This window comes from Pseudomonas citronellolis (genome assembly GCF_001586155.1).
GTDB classification, from domain to species: Bacteria; Pseudomonadota; Gammaproteobacteria; order Pseudomonadales; family Pseudomonadaceae; genus Pseudomonas; species Pseudomonas citronellolis.
In genome coordinates this window covers 5,669,021-5,686,506 of record NZ_CP014158.1, presented here as the reverse complement: position 1 = coordinate 5,686,506, position 17,486 = coordinate 5,669,021, and the positions used below count along the sequence as shown (strand labels likewise).

Here is a 17,486-nt window from a genome sequence, read left to right as displayed (position 1 = left end):
CTGAGGGCGCCTTTCGCATGCACGGACGCTGGGCCTTTTTCCCGAACCGACTGGGATGCGCCGCGTGGACGACTTGTCCGGCCGGGCGCACGGCACTTCGTGTGCCTATTTCATTCAAGGAGTACTCCAATGAGCGCTTTTCACGATCTGACTCTGCGTGGCCTGGATGGCCAGGATCTGCCGCTCTCCCCATTGAAGGGCAAGGTGGTGCTGGTGGTGAACGTCGCCTCCAGGTGTGGTCTGACCCCGCAGTACGCCGGGCTGGAGAAGCTCTACCAGCAATACCGCGACCGCGGCTTCGTGGTCCTGGGCCTGCCCTGCAACCAGTTCGCCGGCCAGGAGCCGGGCAGCGAGGCGGACATCCAGTCGTTCTGCTCGCTGAACTACGGCGTCAGCTTCCCGATGTCGGCCAAGCTCGAGGTCAACGGCCCCGAGCGCCATCCGCTGTACCGCCTGCTGGCGGGCGAGGGCGCCGAGTTCCCCGGCGACATCACCTGGAACTTCGAGAAGTTCCTGCTCGCCCCCGACGGCCGCGTGCTGGCGCGCTTCAGCCCGCGCACCGCGCCGGACGACGCGGCCCTGGTGCAGGCCATCGAGAAGGCCCTGGGCTGAGCCCGCGCACCGGCAGGAGAGGGCGCTTGCGCCAATCCTGCCGGCATTTCCCTCATCCATGCCAGCTGTCCCATGGAGGGCTTCGACGAGGTGCGCCTGCGCTTCGCGCTGGAGCGGCACGTCAGCTGGCACTGAAGCCGCTGCCTGTGGCACAGAATCACCGCCATCAATAGTGCTGGGCAGGGCGAGACGACCGGTCATATCCTGCGCCCCATGAACACCAGCATCCGACTCGACAAGCGCGACCTCATCCTGGCCAAGGGCTCGGCGGTCATGACCCGCTGCGGCTACCACGGCACCGGGGTGCAGGACATCGTCCAGGCCGCGGGCATTCCCAAGGGCTCCTTCTACCACTACTTCGAGAGCAAGGAAGACTTCGCCCTGCAGGCCCTGGAGCACATCTACGGCTCGCGCCTGCAGCGCTACGCCGAGGCCCTGGGCAACCCGGCGCTGGGCCCGCGCGCGCGCATCCTCGGCTACTACGCCGAGCTGCTGGCGCACTTCGCCCGCCAGGAGAAGGCCGAGTACCACTGCTTCATCGGCAGCCTCAGCTTCGAGATGGCCGAGCTGTCGCCGGCCATCGGCGCCCAGGTCGACGCCATCCTCCAGCGCGGCGCCGACATCCTCCGCGACTGCCTGCTCGAGGCGCAGCGCGCCGGCGAGCTGGCCGCGGACGAGGACTGCGAGAACCTCGCCAACTTCATCGCCAACGCCTGGCAGGGCGTGCTGGGGCGGCTGAAGGCGAGCGGCTCGCTGCAACCCATGGAAGCCTTCATCGCCCGCCTGGAGCGGGTGCTGGCGGCCTGAACATCATGCAACCCACTGACGGGACGGGCCGCCCGGCCGCCCCTGGAGAACCTTCGTGAGCGCATCCGTAGAGAGCCTGTTCCAGCCCTTCCGCCTCGGCAACCTGGAGTTGCCGACCCGCGTGGTCATGGCCCCGATGACCCGCAACTTCAGCCCGGGCGGCGTGCCCCACGCCCAGGTGGTGGAGTACTACCGCCGCCGCGCCGCCGCCGGCGTCGGCCTGATCGTCACCGAAGGCACCACCGTCGGCCACAAGGCCGCCAACGGCTATCCGAACGTGCCGCGCTTCTACGGCGAGGATGCCCTGGCCGGCTGGAAGCAGGTGGTCGACGCGGTGCACGCCGAAGGCGGCAAGATCGTCCCGCAGCTGTGGCACGTCGGTTCCGTACGCCGCCTGGGCGTGGAGCCGGACGCCAGCGTCCCCGGCTACGGCCCCAGCGGCAAGGTCAAGGATGGCCAGGTGCTGGTCCATGAAATGACCAGGGAAGACATCCAGGACGTCATCGCCGCTTTCGCCCAGGCCGCCCGCGACGCCAAGGCCATCGGCATGGACGGCGTGGAGATCCACGGCGCCCACGGCTACCTGATCGACCAGTTCTTCTGGGACGGCAGCAACAAGCGCACCGACGAATACGGCGGCAGCCTGGCCAACCGCTCGCGCTTCGCCATCGAGCTGATCCGCGCCGTGCGCGAGGCGGTGGGCCCGGACTACCCGATCATCTTCCGCTTCTCGCAGTGGAAGCAGCAGGACTACGCCGCGCGCCTGGTGCAGACCCCGGAAGAACTGGCGGCGTTCCTCGCGCCGCTGTCCGAGGCCGGCGTGGATATCTTCCACTGCTCGACCCGCCGCTTCTGGATTCCCGAGTTCGAAGGCTCGGACCTCAACCTGGCCGGCTGGACGCGCCAGCTCACCGGCAAGCCGACCATCACCGTGGGCAACGTCGGCCTGGACGGCAGCGAGTTCCTGGCCTTCTTCGGCAAGACCGACGAAGTGGCCCAGCCTTCGGGCATCGAGGGCCTGCTGGAGCGCCTGGGCAAGCAGGAGTTCGACCTGGTGGCGGTGGGCCGCGCGCTGCTGGTGGACCCGGACTGGGCGTTGAAGGTGCGCGACGGCCGCCTGGCCGACATCAAGCCGTTCAGCCGCGATGCGCTGATGTCCCTGGCCTGATCGCCGCGGATCGACAAGACCGCCCGGGGCACTTCCCCGGGCGGTTTCTTTTGTCCTTTTCCTAAGGCCATTTCCGCCAAATTTACAAATCTTTTCCGAAGTAGGCCTTCCGATCTGCTGACTTGAAGGTCGGAAACAGGCATTGTAGGGCGGCTAACACACAACAATAGGCCGGCACACGGCCAAAGGAGCTAAGCCATGCGGATCGGCCTGGTGGTGGATGCGACCTGCGACCTGCCCCCCGAATTCCTCTCTGCCAACAACATCCGCGTCCTGCCCATCGGTATCCGGGTGGGCCAGCGGCGCATCATCGACGATCGAGACCCCGACACCACCCTGCGCTTCTATGCCGAGGAACTGCCCAAGGTCGCCCCGGAGGACGGCAGCGAGCCGCTGACCGCCGTGGAAACCCAGGCCTGGTTCCTGGAACAGCTGGTCACCGACTTCGACTACGTCATCTGCCTGACCGTCAGCAGTGCGCGCAGTCCGATCTTCGACAACGCCACCCAGGCCTCCTTCGGCCTGCTGCAGAACTACCGCGAGAAACGCGCCGCGGCCGGCATCAACGGCCCCTTCGCGCTGCGCGTGGTGGACAGCCAGACGGTGTTCGCCGGCCTGGCGGTGCTGGCCGCCGAAGGCGCGCGCCTGCTCGGCGAGGACCAGCACCCCAACGCCATCCGCACGCGCCTGGAACAGCTGAGCCAGCAGATGAACACTTTCCTGGTCGCCAACGACCTGGGCCACGTGCGTCGCCGCGGCTTCCAGAAGGGCGACCGCAGCAGCATCGGCGACCGCCTGCGCGGCGCCTTCCTCGGCATCGGCTCGATGCTCGACATGAAGCCGGTGCTGAGCCTGGTGCAGGGCGAGGACAAGCCGGTGTCGGTGTCGCCGAACTACGAGAAGTCCGCCGAGCGCCTGCTCAACTTCGCCCGCGCGCGGGTAGAGGCCGGCGAACTGCTGGCCCCGCACGTCGGCCTGAGCTACGCCGGCGACCCTTCGGCGCTGCGCGACCTGCCGGGCTTCGAGGCGCTGGAGCAGGCCTGCGGCGAGCGCGGCATCGCCATGCACCTGGGCATGCTCAGCCCGACCGGGGGCATCAACCTCGGCGCCGGAGCCATGAGCCTGTCGTTCGCCGCCGAGCCCAAGCCCTTCGCCTGATCACTTGCGCACGGTATCGGCGCCCAGCGCGCCGGTGCCGTTGGCCGGCGCCGGCAGCGGCTGGCGGATGGCCTCCAGCAGGTAGCCCTCGAAGCGTTCGACGATGCTCCGCCATTCCAGGCGCCCGGCGTGCCGGCGTGCGTTCAGGCGCACCCGGCGCAGGTGCTCGCGGTCTTCCAGCAGCCAGCTGGCGGCATCGATGAAATCGGCCTCGTCGCCGGGTATCGCCAGCGCGCCGTCGTGGCCGTGGCGGATGTGCTGGGCCGCGGCGGCCTGGTCGTAAGCGACCACCGCCAGGCCCGAGGCCAGCGCTTCCAGCACCACGTTGCCGAAGGTTTCCGACAGGCTGGGGAAGAGGAACAGGTCGCCGCTGGCGTAGTGCCGGGCCAGTTCCTCGCCGCGTTGCAGGCCGCAGAAGATCGCATCCGGCAGTTCGCGGGCGAGCTGCGCGCGCTGCGGGCCGTCGCCGACGATCACCAGGCGCAGCTTCAACTGCGGGTGGGCGGCGCGCAGTTGGTTGAAAGCGCGGCCGAGCAGGCCGAGGTTCTTCTCCGCGGCCAGGCGGCCGACGTGCAGCACGGCGATGTCCTGCTCGCCCAGGCCCCACTCGCGGCGCAAGGCATCGTCGCGGCGGCCGGGCTGGAACAGCTGGCCATCCACGCCGCGCGCCAACTGGGCGAGGTGGGCGAAGCCGCGGCGCTCCAGCTCCAGCGCCTGGCTGGCGCTGGGCACCAGGGTGCGCTGGGTGCGGTTGTGGAACCAGCGCAGGTAGGCCGTCACCAGGCGCGTCAGCGGGCCCAGGCCGTAGTGCGCGCTGTACTGCTGGAAATTGGTGTGGAAGCCGCTCAGCGCGGGAATCCGCAGGCGCCGCGCGGCGCGCAGGGCGGCCAGCCCGAGCGGGCCCTCGGTGGCGATGTAGAGCACGTCCGGGCGCAGCCGCCGCCAGTGCCGCAGCAGCTTGTGCAGGCACGACTGGCCCCATTGCAGGCCGGGGTAGCCGGGCAGCGGCCAGCCGCGGGTGAGCAGCAGTTCGTCGTCGCTGTGGCGGCCGTCGTCGACGTGCTGCCGCGGGCGCACCACCTGCACCCGGTGGCCGAGCTGCAGCAGCCCGGCGGCGAGGCGCCCGAGGGTGTTGGCCACGCCGTTGATTTCCGGCGGGAAGGTTTCGCTGATCAGCGCGATGCGCAGGGGAGTCGTGCTCATGAACGGCAGTCTCCGCCCGGCCGGTGTAGCTCGTGTGACGCCCGGGTTGCACAAATGTGACGGGGGATTCAGGGGATTCTCGCAAGGCTTTTGGAAAGGCCTGTCATAGAGCCTTCGTCCGCCTGTCACATGGGGCTGCTAGAGTGCCGCGATTTCCGACATGGTGGAGCCGTCGATGAGCGACAAGCGCAATCAGAATCCCGGGCAGGACGATGCCCAGCCACTGGCGGACGCCGGCCGCCGCCGCTTCCTTGGCGGCGCCGCGGCCCTGGGCGCCGGCGCCGCGCTGGCCGGCCTGGTGGGCGAGGGCACGGCGCAGGCCGCCGAGGCCGTGCGCGAACTGGAGGGCGCCGAGCTGGACCGGGCGCTGCGCGAGCAGGTGCAGAACATCGTGGTGATCTACGCCGAGAACCGCAGCTTCAACAACCTGTTCGGCGACTTCCCCGGCGTGGAGAAACCGCTGTCGTCGCTGCAGCCGGCCGACTACCAGCAGCGCGACCGCGACGGCCGCCTGCTGGACAAGCTGCCGCCGGTGTACGGCGGCGTGCTGCAGGTCGGCCAGACCCTGGAAGGCGTGAACTACGCCGAGGGCGTGCAGTACCAGCAGAACCTGCCCAACGCGCCCTTCGCGCTCAAGGGCCCGCAGGGCGAGGACCTGCCCCTGGGCCTGGTGACCCGCGACCTGTGGCACGTGTTCTACCAGAACCAGATGCAGATCAACGGCGGGCGCAACGACATGTTCGTCGCCTGGGCCGACTCCGGCGCGCTGCCCATGGGCTACTACGCGCAGAGCCCGTACAGCCTGCGCCTGTGGGACCTGGCCCGGGACTTCGTGCTGTGCGACAACTTCTTCCAGGGCGCCTTCGGCGGTTCCTTCCTCAACCACCAGTACCTGGTGGCGGCGACCCCGCCGGTGTACCCGGACGTGCGCAACTCGCCGGCCCGCACGCAGATCGCCCAACTGATGAGCGACAATCCCGCCGACCCACGGCTGAAACCGCTGGACGACTCGCCCGCCAGCGTCACTGGCGGCGCACCGAAGTTCGGCCCCAGCGCCCTGACCCCCGACGGCTACGGCGTGAACACCATGCTCCCGCCCTACTGGCCGACCGTGCAGCGCGACCCCGAGCGCCTGGACTACGCGCTGCCGGACCAACCCAACGTGATGGTGCCGCAGCGCCACGAGCACATCGGCGACAAGCTGAGCAGGAAGGGCGTGGACTGGGCCTGGTACGCCGGCGCCTGGGAAGCCACTCTCGAGCAGTACAGGAACTCCGCCGGCATCCCGAAGATTCCCAACTTCCAGTACCACCACCAGCCGTTCAACTACTTCGTCCAGCAGGGCCCGGAACACCCGGAGGAACGCGCGAAACGCCTGCGCGACGGCGGCCTGGGCGACGACCCGTCGAGCAACCGCTTCTTCGCCGACGCCCGCGCCGGCAAGCTGCCGGCGGTGAGCTTCTACAAGCCCCAGGGCAACCTCAACATGCACGCCGGCTACGCCGACGTGGCCAGCGGCGACCGGCACATCGTGCGCGCGGTGAAGCACCTGATGGAAAGCCCGCAGTGGCAGAACATGGTGATCGTCATCACGGTGGACGAGAACGGCGGCTGGTGGGACCACGTGGCTCCGCCCAGGGGCGACCGCTGGGGCCCCGGCTCGCGCATCCCGGCGCTGGTGGTCTCGCCCTTCGCCCGCCACGGCACGGTGGACCACACCGTCTACGACACCGGCTCGATCCTGCGCCTGATCACCCGGGTGTTCGACCTGGAGAAGCTCGACGGCCTGAAACTGCGCGACGACGCCATGCGCGCCCGCGGCCAGCAGCCCATGGGCGACCTGACCGCGGCGCTGCGTTTCGTCGGCTGAGAAAGCGCGCCCCGGCAGAGGCCGGGGCGCGGGCAGGGCTCAGAAGTCGATCTTCAGGCCGAGGGTGAGGGCCTGGTCGCGGTAGCCGTTGTCGCCGTGCTGGCGGGCTACCTCGCCCCATACGTTGACCCGGCTGTTGACCTTGCTGGTGGCGCCCAGCTTGACCTCGAGGATGTCGCTGGCGCCGTCCATCTCGAAGCGCGAGCTGCCCATCTTCGCGCCGAAGTCGTCCGAGTTGTGGATCCAGTTGGTTTCCAAGTAGGGCTCCACGGCGTAACGCTTGGCGAAGCCGGCCTCGTCGTTGCTGCGCAGCGCGGCGCGGGCGCCCAGGCGGGTCATGAGGTTGCCGTCGCCTTTGCCGGTGACGCGGGTGCCGTTGGCCTCGCGGTGGCTGTCGGCCTTGACGCCCATGTAGACCACCTGCGCCTGGGGTTGCAGGTAGACGCTGGCCTTCCCGGTCTGCGCCACGCGGAAGGTCTTGCCGGTCTCGATGGAGGCGGTGATGCCGTCGGAGTCGTAGTGCTCCTTGGCCAGTTGCTCGCCGCGCACCTCGTTGTCGAAGCGGTTGTACAGCACCCAGGTGTCGACGTAGGCGCCGTTCTCGTCCTCGCGGTCCTCGTACCAGGTGCCGTAGAGGCCCAGGCTGTAGCCGTCGATCTCGCCCTTGGCGCTGAAACCGGTGATCCGCGAGCGGCTGCTGGAGTTGCCGTTGGCGTAGCCGCCCATCACCCCGAGCACCCAGTCGCCCTTGTCATTGCTGTAGCGCAGCAGGTCGCTGCCGAGCTGCAGTACGTAGCGGTTGCTTTCGGTCTTCAACTGCCCGGTGCTGTCGTTCCAGCGGCCGGCGCCGTCGACGTTGCGCATCCACAGCATCGAGGTACGGGCCTCGCCGGTATCCGGGTCGACGTAGGTCAGGTTGCCGGTGCGGTCGTGCAGGCGGTGCAGGAACAGCGTGTTGGCCGCCGCCAGGTTGGCGGTGTAGGCGCCGCCTTCCGGCTGGCGGACACGGTCCCTGTCGCCGGACGGCGGCGGCGTTACCGGTGGTACCGGCGGTTGTTCGGGATCGGGGTCCGGCTGCGGCTCGGGCGTCGGACCGGGGCCGGGTTCCGGCTCGGGTTCCGGTTCCGGGTCGGGATCGACGGTGGGTTTGTAGGACGTGAGGTACCAGTCCTTCTCCGAACCGCTGGAGCCGACGAAGGTCCCGCCGCGGCGCAGCACGTATTCGTAGCCGCCCTCGGTGACCCGGTCGGAGCGGAACTCGCCCTCGGACAGGCCGGCGACCTCGATCATGCGGATGCCTTCCCAGGTCTCGGCGCCGACGCCGGTGGTGTTGTTCACCGTGACCTGCGTCTGCCCGGAGGTGCTGCCCTTGACCAGCAACTGGTCGGTGGCCGAACCGTCGTCGCCCAGGTGGGTGTTCATGATCAGGCGGCCGCCGCCGCTGAAGTCGCCGTCCACGGTGAGCGTCTTGTGGCTGTAGTCGGCGGCCTCGCCGCTGCGGGCGTACTCCAGGGTGGCGCCGCTGCCCAGCGCCAGGCTGCTGAGGTTGGAGTCGGCGGTCATGACCCAGCTGCTGGCGCCGTCCAGGGCCAGGTGCACCTGGCCGTCGCTGGCGGTGGCGGTGCTGCCGTTGAAGTAGGAGCCGGCGGCCATCTTCAGGTCGATGACGCCGCCCTGGTCGGCCAGCAGCGCGGCACCCAGGCGGCCGGGCTGGTCGGCCGCGGCGCTGCTGTCCAGCCGGTAGACGGCGGCGCCGTCGCTGCTGCTGATGTGCGAGCCGGCGCCGCTGGCGTAGAGGGCGCGGTTGCCGTCGGTCACCGTCACCTGGGTGTCGCCGCCCAGGTTGACCTGGCCGCCGCGCGGGCCATTGGCGTCGCTCAGGGTCTGGGCATAGATGCCGTAGGCGTTGGTCTTCTCCGTGGTGATGCGGGTGTCGCCGAGGTTGATCACGCCGCCGCGGTTGGCGTAGACGGCGTGGGCCGAGTTGCCCTTGGTGAGGATCACGCTGCCATCGCCGAGGGTGACTTCGGCGTCGCCCTTGTAGGTGGTGTTGCTCAGGTCGCGGTTCCCGGCGTAGACGGCGTAGCCGGTGCCGTCGAGCCAGTTGCCGCCGCCGCCGGCGGTGGTGATGTGCGCGTTCTTGCCGAGCACGATCTGGTTCTTGCCGCCGTTCTTCGAGGTGTTGGCACGGACGCCCATGCCGCCGCCCTCGGCGCTGATGGAGGCGTTGTCGCCGATGTTGACCGTCGAATTGACCGCGTTCTCGGTGACGTTGATGCCGTCGGCCGAGGAGCCCGTGGTGACGACGCTGAACGTCTCGATACGGATGTTGTTGGTGCCGTTGTTGGCCTGGATGGCGTCCGCCTTGCTGCCGCTGGTGGTGATCGCCACGTTGTTCAGGTTGTAGGTCGAACCGTTGCCGTAGATGCCGAAGCCCGCCAGCGGCGAGGTGCCGCCGGTGGCGGTGGTGTTGATCACGATGTTGTCGTAACCGTTCGGGTTGCCGTAGTACAGGGGCACGTCGCAGGTCAGCGTGCTGCTGGCAGAGTCGCCACTGCAAGCGGCGCTGGCCGCCTGCGTGGACAAAGTCAGGGCCGTGGCCAGAGCGATGTGAAGCGCCAGGGCCGTCTTCTGGAAACGCATGATTCACCTCCTTGCACCGCCGTTTCGTGGAAGGGCGGGGCGTGAGCCAACGGGCGTGAGGGCACGAGGGGAAACTGCGCGGCAGACGCGGGCTGCCGATGCCGATCCGCGGTCGTTGGACGATGTGGCCTGGCCTCGCCAGGCGCTGGTGGATGCGCGGCTGGGCCGCGCCGCTCCGGTGCCTTCGCGGCATCGGGGTGCGGGGACATTCTTGGGGGCGGGAGGAGGGGAATCGCTTGATATAGGTCAGGCGGTTTTTTTGACTATTCGCCTTGATGTAGGAATTTTCGTATTTTTTTGATGGTTGTCAGATTTATGGCGTCAGAAAATATTCAGTGACAATTGCCTCCCGCAATGCCGCTTCCCACAACGCCTTCAGGGGAGGTGGCGATAAGCCATGCAGGCTGTGGCCGAGCTGAAAATCGCGATCTTGATGGTCTCCGCCACGCCAGGAGGGGCGACCGACGCTTTCTGAAACGCTCCCGGCGTCTACGCTTTCCGAGTGCATTTGACTATGGAGGGCAGTTCCGTGGCGTTCAGGATTCCGTTGTTGACCTGTGCCTTGATTTCGTTTTCGGGGACGCTGTCGGCCCAGACCATCACCTGGACCGGGGGCGCCAATGACGGGGGAAACTGGAATACCCCCGGCAACTGGGACCTCGGCGTGGTGCCGGGCGCCGCGGACGACGCGCATATCTTCGGCATCCCCGGTTCGCAGCTCGCCACCGCCACCGACATCACCATCGACGCCGGCTCGCTGGAGCTGACCGGCCGCGCCGGCCTGAACCTCAATGGCACGGCCTCGGCCGGCGGCGGTAGCTACAGTCTCGAGGGGACAACGCCGGCCGCGCCGGGCAACCCCTACAACGCCATGCATTTCGCCGGTTCGTCCACGGCGGCGAACGCCACCATCACCGTCGTCGGCAATACTCCGGGCGACCTGTTCAGCGGTTCGCTGGTGCAGTTCGTCGAGAATTCGACGGCAGGCAACGCCAACCTGTCGGTCGAGGGCGAAGGCCAGATCAACTTCGCCGGCGCCTCCAGCGCCGGCAGCGCGACCATCGTCAACGACGACCGTGGCCTGACCTCCTTCACCCAGACGTCGAGCGCCGGTTCGGCAACCATCACCAACCGCGACGGCGGCGTGACTTCGTTCAGCGGCTCGTCCAGCGCCGCTGGCGCCACCCTCGTCAACGATGCCGGCGGCGTGGTGAACCTGGCCAGCGGCATGGCGCTGTCCATTGGCTCGCTGAGCGGCGTGGGCTCGGTCTACCTGTCCAATTCGGCGCTGACGCTGGGGGCGCTGAACCGCGACGACGTCATTTCAGGCGTCATCCAGGACGGCACCTCGGCGGCCATCAACGCCTACCGCCAATACCTCGGCCAGCAGCCCACCAACAGGACCGGAGGAAGCCTGGTCAAGGCCGGCACGGGCACCCTCGTGCTCACCGGCGATAACACCTATACCGGCGGCACAACGATTTCCGCCGGCACCCTGCAGCTGGGCGACGGCGGCACCTCGGGCTCCATCGTCGGCAACGTGCAGGACGACGCCCGGCTGGTGGTCAACCGCTCGGACAACCTGACGCTCGCCGGCGTCATTTCCGGGACGGGTACGCTGGAGCAGGTCGGCGCCGGCACCACTGTCCTCACCGGCAACAACAGCTATGCCGGCGGCACCACGATTTCCGCCGGCACCCTGCAGCTGGGCGATGGCGGTACCTCGGGCTCCATCGTCGGCAACGTGCAGGACGACGCCCGGCTGGTGGTCAATCGCTCGGATAGCCTGACGCTCGCCGGCGACATTTCCGGGACGGGTACGCTGGAGCAGGTCGGCGCCGGCACCACTGTCCTCACCGGCAACAACAGCTATGCCGGCGGCACCACGATTTCCGCCGGCACCCTGCAACTGGGCGACGGCGGCACCTCCGGGTCGATCGTGGGCGACGTGCTGAACGACGCCACGCTGGCATTCAACCGAGCCGACGCCTTGACCTTCGACGGCAGCATCTCGGGGACCGGCGCGGTCAACCAGATCGGCACCGGCACCACCCTGCTGACCGGCGACAACCCCTACAGCGGCGCCACTACCGTCAGCAGCGGCACCTTGCTGGTGGGCGATGCGGCCCATGCGTCCGCGGCCCTCAGCGGCGGGGGCGCCGTGCAGGTGGCGGCCGGCGCGACCCTGGGCGGCTATGGCAGCGTGCAGGGCCCGGTGAGCAATGCCGGGACCCTGGCGGTGGCCGACGCGGCCTTGCCGGGGCAGGGTACGGGCGCCTTCGTCATCGGCGGCGCATTGAGCAACGCCGGGCTGGTGCAGCTCGCCGGCACCGGCGTGGGCAACAAGCTGACGGTGGGGAGCTACGCCGGCCAGGGCGGCCGGATCAACCTGAACACCGTGCTCGGCGGCGACGCCTCGCCCACGGACCAGCTCGTCATCGACGGTGGCAGCGCCAGCGGGCAGACCAGCCTCCAGGTCACCAACGTCGGCGGCCTCGGCGCCGCCACGCCGGGCAACGGCATTCTCCTGGTCAACGCGGTGAACGGCGCCACCAGCGAGGCCTCGGCGTTTTCCCTGGGCAACTCGCTGGAGGCCGGGCCCTACCGCTATAGCCTGTACCGCGGCTCGCGCGACGACTCCGCGCCGGACTCCTGGTTCCTGCGTTCGCAACGCGAGGACGACAGCGCCACGCCGCCGCCGACGGGCGGCCCCGTCACGCCCACCACGCCCGACTATCGTCCGGAAACCTCGTTGTACGCGGCCATCCCGTCCCTGGGCCTGACCTACGCCCAGGCCATGGTCGACAGCCTGCACGAGCGCGTCGGCGAGGAGAACCGCAGCCTGGAAGGCACCCTTCAGCAACGGCCGGCGGGCGACGGCCCGCTGGGCTGGGGGCGGATGATCTACCGCAACGGCCAACAGGATCGCGAGCACTACGGCCAGTACGGCGAGATGCCCAAGTACGACTACCAGATCAGCGCCTTCCAGGTCGGCCTCGACCTGTTCCAGCGCCAGATGGACGATGGCAGCAGCGACCGGGCGGGCCTGTCCCTGGCCTTCGGCAACATCAAGGGCGGTGTCGACCACTACGACCGCCGCGACGCTGGCGACGACACCCTGCGCGGCTACAGCCTGGGCGGCTACTGGACGCACTTCGGCGCCAGCGGCTGGTACCTGGATGGCGTGCTGCAATACACCTACCTGGACATCGACGCCAACTCCAGGCAGACCTACGACCTGGACAGCCATGGCCAGGCCTACACCGCCTCGCTGGAGGGCGGCTATCCGTTCGAGGTTGGCCAGGACCTGTACGTCGAGCCGCAGCTGCAGGCGACCTACACCCGCCTCGACCTGAGCGACAGCCGCGACAGCGCCGCCAGCGTGCGCTTCGACGACAGCGAGTCGCTGGTGACCCGCGCCGGCGTGCGCCTGGCCAAGGACTGGCTGGCCCCGGCGGGCCAGTCCAGCCGCCGCGTCAGCCTGTGGCTGCGCCCCAGCGTGCTGCATGACTTCCAGGGCGAATCGAAGACGCGCTTCTCCTCGGCCGATGGCGACGTGCCGTTCAAGTCCGACATCGGCGGCAGCAGCGGCGAACTGACCTTCGGGGTGGACGTGCAGGCCGACAAGCGCACCAGCTTCTTCGCCACCGGCGGCTACCAGCAGGCCTTCGACGGCGACGCCCACAGCTACAGCGGCAATCTGGGGTTCAGGGTGTTGTTCTGACAGGGCCGATGGGGTGTAACGACCGGCATCCCGAGCCCCAACGGGATGCCGGAAAGGGCACCTGGGTCGCGACGCTATTTCACCAATGCCTTGTCGCCTTCCTCGCGCACCCAGAACAGCACCGCGCCGGCCACGGCGGCGGGCATGGCGACCAGGTTGACCAGCGGAATCAGCAGCGCCAGGTAGGTCACGCCGCCGAAGCCCATGCAGCCCAGCGCTTGCTGCGCAGCCAGGCGAGCATTTCGTTCCAGCCCGGTTTGTGGTTATCGGGGGCGGCGACATTCAATGTCGGGTGAGCGACGCGCCTGAATATCGAGAAATTAGCGGATCTCACTCCTGGCGGCGCTATTATGCTGTGCCACTAGCCAGTACCGGTGGGGCAACGCTACCCAACCTGTCCCAAGGCTACGGATGCCATATCTGATTTCGCCAAGGAATGCTGATGCTCTCGCTCCGACTGTTGTGCCTGCTCACCTGTGTCGCTCTCACCGCTTGCTCGATCCCCTACAAGACCCCCGATGCCCAAGCCCGGATCGAACATGACCTGAACATCGCCCACGGCGATATCGTCAGCATGGCCGAAACCAACTTCTGCGCATTCAACTATGGCCAGGAAGCTTTCTGTCGCGCCGAAATCGGGCTGGGCGTTTTGACCCACAAAGGGCTGATCCTTGCCACCTACAGCTTCGGCCAGTACAAGACTTGGCTGACCCTACGCCCCGATGACGTGCTCTGTGGCAGGACTGACACCGCGCGGGACGCCCCTGAATCGTTCGTGATGTTCACCCGCAACTATGCTGCGATGATCATCCCGCTTGATGACAAAGGCCAGTTCAACGGGCCGATGCACGGACAGATCAATGATTACCTGCTATCGAAGGGGCAACCGCTGTTGATTGGCAACGCGGGCGCCTTCACGCGACCCAGCGAACGGAACAAAGTGATTGCGGGAATGATCCCGGGAACGAATCTGCCGTACGCGACCGAGGTTGGGTACCGTGAGGCGTATAACCCCTGCCAACAGTGACGCTGGGGCCATCCGGACATGCTTGCCGGAGTAGCTCTCCTATCTGGTGCGGGCCGTTGTGAACACTATCTTGGTCCCCTGGGGTCGCGGGTTCGCACTGGGCGGGGTCTCCCGGTTTTGCCTGGGATGGGACGGAGGTCTTCCGGGATGGCTCGCCTGAGGTAGTAGATGCCCTAGTCCGAATGCCGGAACGGCTGAGCGATGAGGGCCATGTTCTGTACCTGCCTTCTGCATCAATCAGCAGGAATCCGGCTGCTTATGGCTCAACCGTCAGGCATCCAGAGCGAGGACGCCGGTCTACTTCACCAGCGCCTTGTCGCCGTCCTCGCGCACCCAGAACAGCACCGCGCCGGCCACGGCGGCGGGCATGGCGACCAGGTTGACCAGCGGGATCAGCAGCGCCAGGTAGGTGATGCCGCCGAAGCCCATGCAGGCCCAGCGCTTGCTGCGCAGCCAGGCGAGCATTTCGTTCCAGCCGAGCTTGTGGTTGTCGGCCGGGTAGTCGATGTACTGCACGGCCATCATCCACACGCCGAACACCAGCCATAGCGGGGCGGCGATGATGTTCAGGCCGGGGATCAGGCTGAGGACGAACAGGGCGATGGCCCGCGGCAGGAAGTAGCCGAGCTTGCGCAGTTCGCGGGCGACGGTGCGCGGCACCATGGCCGCCAGTTCGGCCCAGCTGAAGGCCGGGAAGTCGTCCTGGCCGCGCACCACCACCTCGACCTTCTCGGCGAGGAAGCCGTTGAACGGCGAGGCGATCAGGTTGGCCACCAGCGTGAAGCTGAAGAACAGGATCAGCAGCACCAGCAGGACGAACAGCGGCCAGAGGATGTACTGCAGGAAGTCCAGCCACTGCGGCAGGCTGGGCATCAGCCAGTCGACCCAGTGGCTGAACTGGTTCACCGCGAAGCCGATCAGGCCGACGAACAGCAGCAGGTTGACCGTCAGGGGCAGCAGCACGAACAGGCGCAGCCCCGGGCGCATCATGAGTTTCAGGCCTTCGCCGAGGTATTGCGGGCCGCTCAGGGTGGGCATGGAACATCTCCGTAGGAAACCAGCTTGCGACCTTAGCAGGGCCGGCGCGGGGCCGCGAGCCGTCTGTTTTGCCTGTTGTGTGGCGGTCAGGCGCGGTAGCGGCTGTAGTGGTTGCGCTGCTGCTTGGCGCGGTACATGGCGCTGTCGGCGGCCTGGAGCAGGCCGTCGGTGTCGCCGGCGTCGGCCGGGTAGAGGGCGATGCCGATGCTGGCGGAGAGGAATTCCAGGCGCTGCTCGCCGGCGTGGTAGTCCTGGTTGAGGCTGGCCAGCAGGCGCCCGGCCAGGGCTTCGGCGGTGCTGCAGTCGACGCCTTCGAGGATCACGGCGAACTCGTCGCCGCCCAGGCGGAAGGCCATGTCCGGCTGGCGCAGGTTGCCGCGCAGGCGCTCGCCCACGGCGACCAGCACGGCGTCGCCGGCGGCGTGGCCGTAGCGGTCGTTGACCGGCTTGAAGTGGTCCAGGTCGATGTACAGCAGGGCCAGGCCGGTGCCTTCGGCGCAGCGCTGCAGGGCCAGGGGCAGCTGTTCGCCGAAGGCCTTGCGGTTGCCCAGGCCGGTCAGCGCGTCGCGGTAGGCGAGGTCCAGCAGGCGCTGCTGGTAGGCCACCTGCAGGCTGATGTCGCGGAGGATGCCGCGGAAACCGCAGAACTGCCCCTGGGCGTCGACGATCGGCGAGACCTTCGTCTCGAAGACCATGCGCTGGCCGTCGCGGCGCTTGAAGGGCGCGGCGAAGGTGGTTTCCTGCTCGCCGTCGCGCACCTGCTGGTAGAGCCCGCGGGCGCGCGCCACGTCCTGTTCGTCGAGCAGCTCCCGGTAGGAGTGGCCTTCCACTTCCTCGGCGGCGTAGCCGAGCAGGCGGCAGAAGGCGGCGTTCACCGTGAGCACCACGCCGCTGTCGTCCATTTCGAAATAGCCATCGCGGATGCTGTCGAGGATGGCGCGGTCGCGGGCCTCGCTGCGTTCCAGGCGTTCGAGCATCTGGTTGACCTCGCAGGCCAGCTGGCCGACTTCGTCGCGGCCCATGTCGGCCAGGCGGGCGGGGCCGGCGGTGTCGGCGCCGATGTTCGCCACCCCGCGGTTGAGCCGCTGCACGCGGCGGATCACCCAGAATTCCAGGACCAGGTAGGCCAGCAGCAGGCCGGCGAGGGTGATCAGCAAGGTCATGCCGAGGAACAGGCGGATGGCCTCCTGGCCCTGGCGGTAGGCGACCCGCGACTTGTTGATGGCCAGGCTGAACTGCGGCGCATCGGCGGAATCGAGGAACAGCAGGGTGGCCTGCTGGGTGTCGGCGTCCAGCACCCGCCGCGGGCTCAGCAACGCGCCGCCGTTGCGCCCCGGCACGTGCAGGGCGCGCCAGCCGTCGCCGGGCGTCACCCCGGCTTGCACCTGCAGGCGCGCGTCCATCTGCTCCTGCAGGGCGTTCACCCGGCGCTGGTCGAGCAGGTAGCCGGCAACGATGGCGCCGACCGGTTCGGCCTGGCCCAGGTTATCGCTGATCGGCTGGCTGAGCAGCAGCAGCGGGGTGCCGTCCACCAGCAGCCATTGCGCCAGGCTGCGTGACGGGTCGCCCTGCAGGTCCAGCACGCCCAGGTCCAGGGCGCTGCGCAGCAGGGCCTGGCGCAGCCGCTCGGGGCTGGGCGCGCCGGTTATCGCCTGGGGCGCTGTGAGCCGCGCCTCCTCCCAGCGCTGGGCGACGACGCGGCCCTGGCGGTCGAGGTAGAGCGCGAAGTCGAAGCCCAGGTTGCCGAGCATGTCGATGTCCAGGTTCTCCCGCACGAACCCCGGCGTGGGGTGCGCCACGAAGCGGTAGCTGGCATCCCACCAGGCATAGCTGCGCAGCAGGTCCAGGTGGCGCTTCTTCTCGAAGGCCAGGCGGTTGTCGAGCACGCGCACCTCGTCGTACAGGCGCTGGCGGTCGTCGCGGTCGAAGCGCGCGAGGAGGATGTGTTCCGACAGCTGCCAGATGCCCAGCAGGATGAGGGCGAGCAGCGGCAGGAACAGCAGGAGCAGGCGGTTTCTCAGGGTCATGCCGGGCACGCAGGTGGCGGGTGGAGAGGGGCGGACCTCCTGAGTCTAGTTGGCCCGCCGCGGGAGATAGGGGGGCTCTATCGGAGGCATTGAGATTGGGCATTTCGCCTGGGCCCGCGCGGGCTATACGCTGCGCGGCAATCTCCAGTCGCGAAGCGGTGGGCCGGCGAAGCGGGATGTCCCTGACTTATCTCAAGGTGGTATTGGGA

Annotated in this window: 11 protein-coding genes and 1 pseudogene; 7 read left to right on the top strand and 5 right to left on the bottom strand. The window is 68.4% G+C overall.

Going from position 1 to position 17,486, the window contains the following annotated elements; all coding sequences use genetic code 11:
• Nucleotides 1-129 precede the first annotated feature (129 nt).
• The 4 genes from PcP3B5_RS24905 to PcP3B5_RS24890 all read left to right on the top strand — a co-directional run bounded on the left by PcP3B5_RS24905 (nucleotide 130) and on the right by PcP3B5_RS24890 (nucleotide 3,745).
• Nucleotides 130-612 (top strand): glutathione peroxidase, encoded by a 483-nt coding sequence (locus PcP3B5_RS24905; protein ID WP_009616034.1) that lies wholly within the window; start codon nucleotides 130-132, stop codon nucleotides 610-612.
• A 213-nt stretch (nucleotides 613-825) separates the two neighbouring features.
• A complete protein-coding gene (locus PcP3B5_RS24900) occupies nucleotides 826-1,419 on the top strand; it encodes a TetR/AcrR family transcriptional regulator (protein ID WP_061562674.1) in 594 nt (197 codons plus the stop codon).
• 55 nt (nucleotides 1,420-1,474) lie between these two features.
• Nucleotides 1,475-2,587: an NADH:flavin oxidoreductase gene (locus PcP3B5_RS24895; protein WP_061562673.1), complete on the top strand. Its 1,113-nt coding sequence runs from the start codon at nucleotides 1,475-1,477 to the stop codon at nucleotides 2,585-2,587.
• A gap of 198 nt (nucleotides 2,588-2,785) precedes the next feature.
• Entirely contained in the window at nucleotides 2,786-3,745 is a 960-nt protein-coding gene (locus tag PcP3B5_RS24890; protein ID WP_061562672.1) for a DegV family protein, read from the top strand.
• Here the strand turns inward: PcP3B5_RS24890 and PcP3B5_RS24885 are convergent, their stop codons facing one another.
• Complete coding sequence (locus PcP3B5_RS24885; RefSeq protein ID WP_043273158.1) at nucleotides 3,746-4,948, bottom strand: glycosyltransferase family 4 protein; 1,203 nt, start codon at nucleotides 4,946-4,948, stop codon at nucleotides 3,746-3,748. It lies immediately after the preceding gene.
• Between the two features lie 175 nt (nucleotides 4,949-5,123).
• Between PcP3B5_RS24885 and PcP3B5_RS24880 the strand changes: the two genes are divergently transcribed.
• Entirely contained in the window at nucleotides 5,124-6,818 is a 1,695-nt protein-coding gene (locus PcP3B5_RS24880; protein ID WP_061562671.1) for an acid phosphatase, read from the top strand.
• A 39-nt stretch (nucleotides 6,819-6,857) separates the two neighbouring features.
• Here PcP3B5_RS24880 and PcP3B5_RS24875 read toward each other — a convergent pair whose 3' ends face one another.
• The gene (locus PcP3B5_RS24875) at nucleotides 6,858-9,461 is read right to left on the bottom strand and encodes an autotransporter outer membrane beta-barrel domain-containing protein (protein ID WP_061562670.1); all 2,604 of its coding nucleotides are present in this window, start codon (nucleotides 9,459-9,461) and stop codon (nucleotides 6,858-6,860) included.
• A gap of 562 nt (nucleotides 9,462-10,023) precedes the next feature.
• Between PcP3B5_RS24875 and PcP3B5_RS24870 the strand changes: the two genes are divergently transcribed.
• Nucleotides 10,024-13,185, top strand: a complete 3,162-nt coding sequence (locus tag PcP3B5_RS24870; protein WP_160336944.1) for an autotransporter family protein — start codon at nucleotides 10,024-10,026, stop codon at nucleotides 13,183-13,185.
• Nucleotides 13,186-13,259: 74 nt separating this feature from the next.
• On the opposite strand, the pseudogene PcP3B5_RS31150 reads toward PcP3B5_RS24870, so the two are convergent.
• Nucleotides 13,260-13,453, bottom strand: a pseudogene (locus PcP3B5_RS31150) (EI24 domain-containing protein); the annotation flags it as partial.
• A 174-nt stretch (nucleotides 13,454-13,627) separates the two neighbouring features.
• Here PcP3B5_RS31150 and PcP3B5_RS24865 point away from each other — a divergent pair.
• A complete protein-coding gene (locus PcP3B5_RS24865; RefSeq protein ID WP_061562668.1) occupies nucleotides 13,628-14,212 on the top strand; it encodes a hypothetical protein in 585 nt (194 codons plus the stop codon).
• A gap of 297 nt (nucleotides 14,213-14,509) precedes the next feature.
• On the opposite strand, the gene cysZ is transcribed toward PcP3B5_RS24865, so the two are convergent.
• Complete coding sequence (cysZ, locus tag PcP3B5_RS24860; protein WP_043312688.1) at nucleotides 14,510-15,250, bottom strand: sulfate transporter CysZ; 741 nt, start codon at nucleotides 15,248-15,250, stop codon at nucleotides 14,510-14,512.
• A gap of 86 nt (nucleotides 15,251-15,336) precedes the next feature.
• Nucleotides 15,337-17,277: a sensor domain-containing diguanylate cyclase gene (locus PcP3B5_RS24855; RefSeq protein ID WP_061563336.1), complete on the bottom strand. Its 1,941-nt coding sequence runs from the start codon at nucleotides 17,275-17,277 to the stop codon at nucleotides 15,337-15,339.
• Between the last annotated feature and the right edge of the window lie 209 nt (nucleotides 17,278-17,486).

Excerpts from the sequence above, each read along its gene's own strand:
- PcP3B5_RS24905 (WP_009616034.1), top strand. The coding sequence starts at position 130 with ATGAGCGCTTTTCACGATCTGACTCTGCGTGGCCTGGATGGCCAGGAT.
- PcP3B5_RS24900 (WP_061562674.1), top strand. The coding sequence starts at position 826 with ATGAACACCAGCATCCGACTCGACAAGCGCGACCTCATCCTGGCCAAG.
- PcP3B5_RS24890 (WP_061562672.1), top strand. The coding sequence starts at position 2,786 with ATGCGGATCGGCCTGGTGGTGGATGCGACCTGCGACCTGCCCCCCGAA.
- PcP3B5_RS24885 (WP_043273158.1), bottom strand. The coding sequence starts at position 4,948 with ATGAGCACGACTCCCCTGCGCATCGCGCTGATCAGCGAAACCTTCCCG.
- PcP3B5_RS24880 (WP_061562671.1), top strand. The coding sequence starts at position 5,124 with ATGAGCGACAAGCGCAATCAGAATCCCGGGCAGGACGATGCCCAGCCA.
- PcP3B5_RS24875 (WP_061562670.1), bottom strand. The coding sequence starts at position 9,461 with ATGCGTTTCCAGAAGACGGCCCTGGCGCTTCACATCGCTCTGGCCACG.
- PcP3B5_RS24865 (WP_061562668.1), top strand. The coding sequence starts at position 13,628 with ATGCTCTCGCTCCGACTGTTGTGCCTGCTCACCTGTGTCGCTCTCACC.
- cysZ (WP_043312688.1), bottom strand. The coding sequence starts at position 15,250 with ATGCCCACCCTGAGCGGCCCGCAATACCTCGGCGAAGGCCTGAAACTC.
- PcP3B5_RS24855 (WP_061563336.1), bottom strand. The coding sequence starts at position 17,277 with ATGACCCTGAGAAACCGCCTGCTCCTGCTGTTCCTGCCGCTGCTCGCC.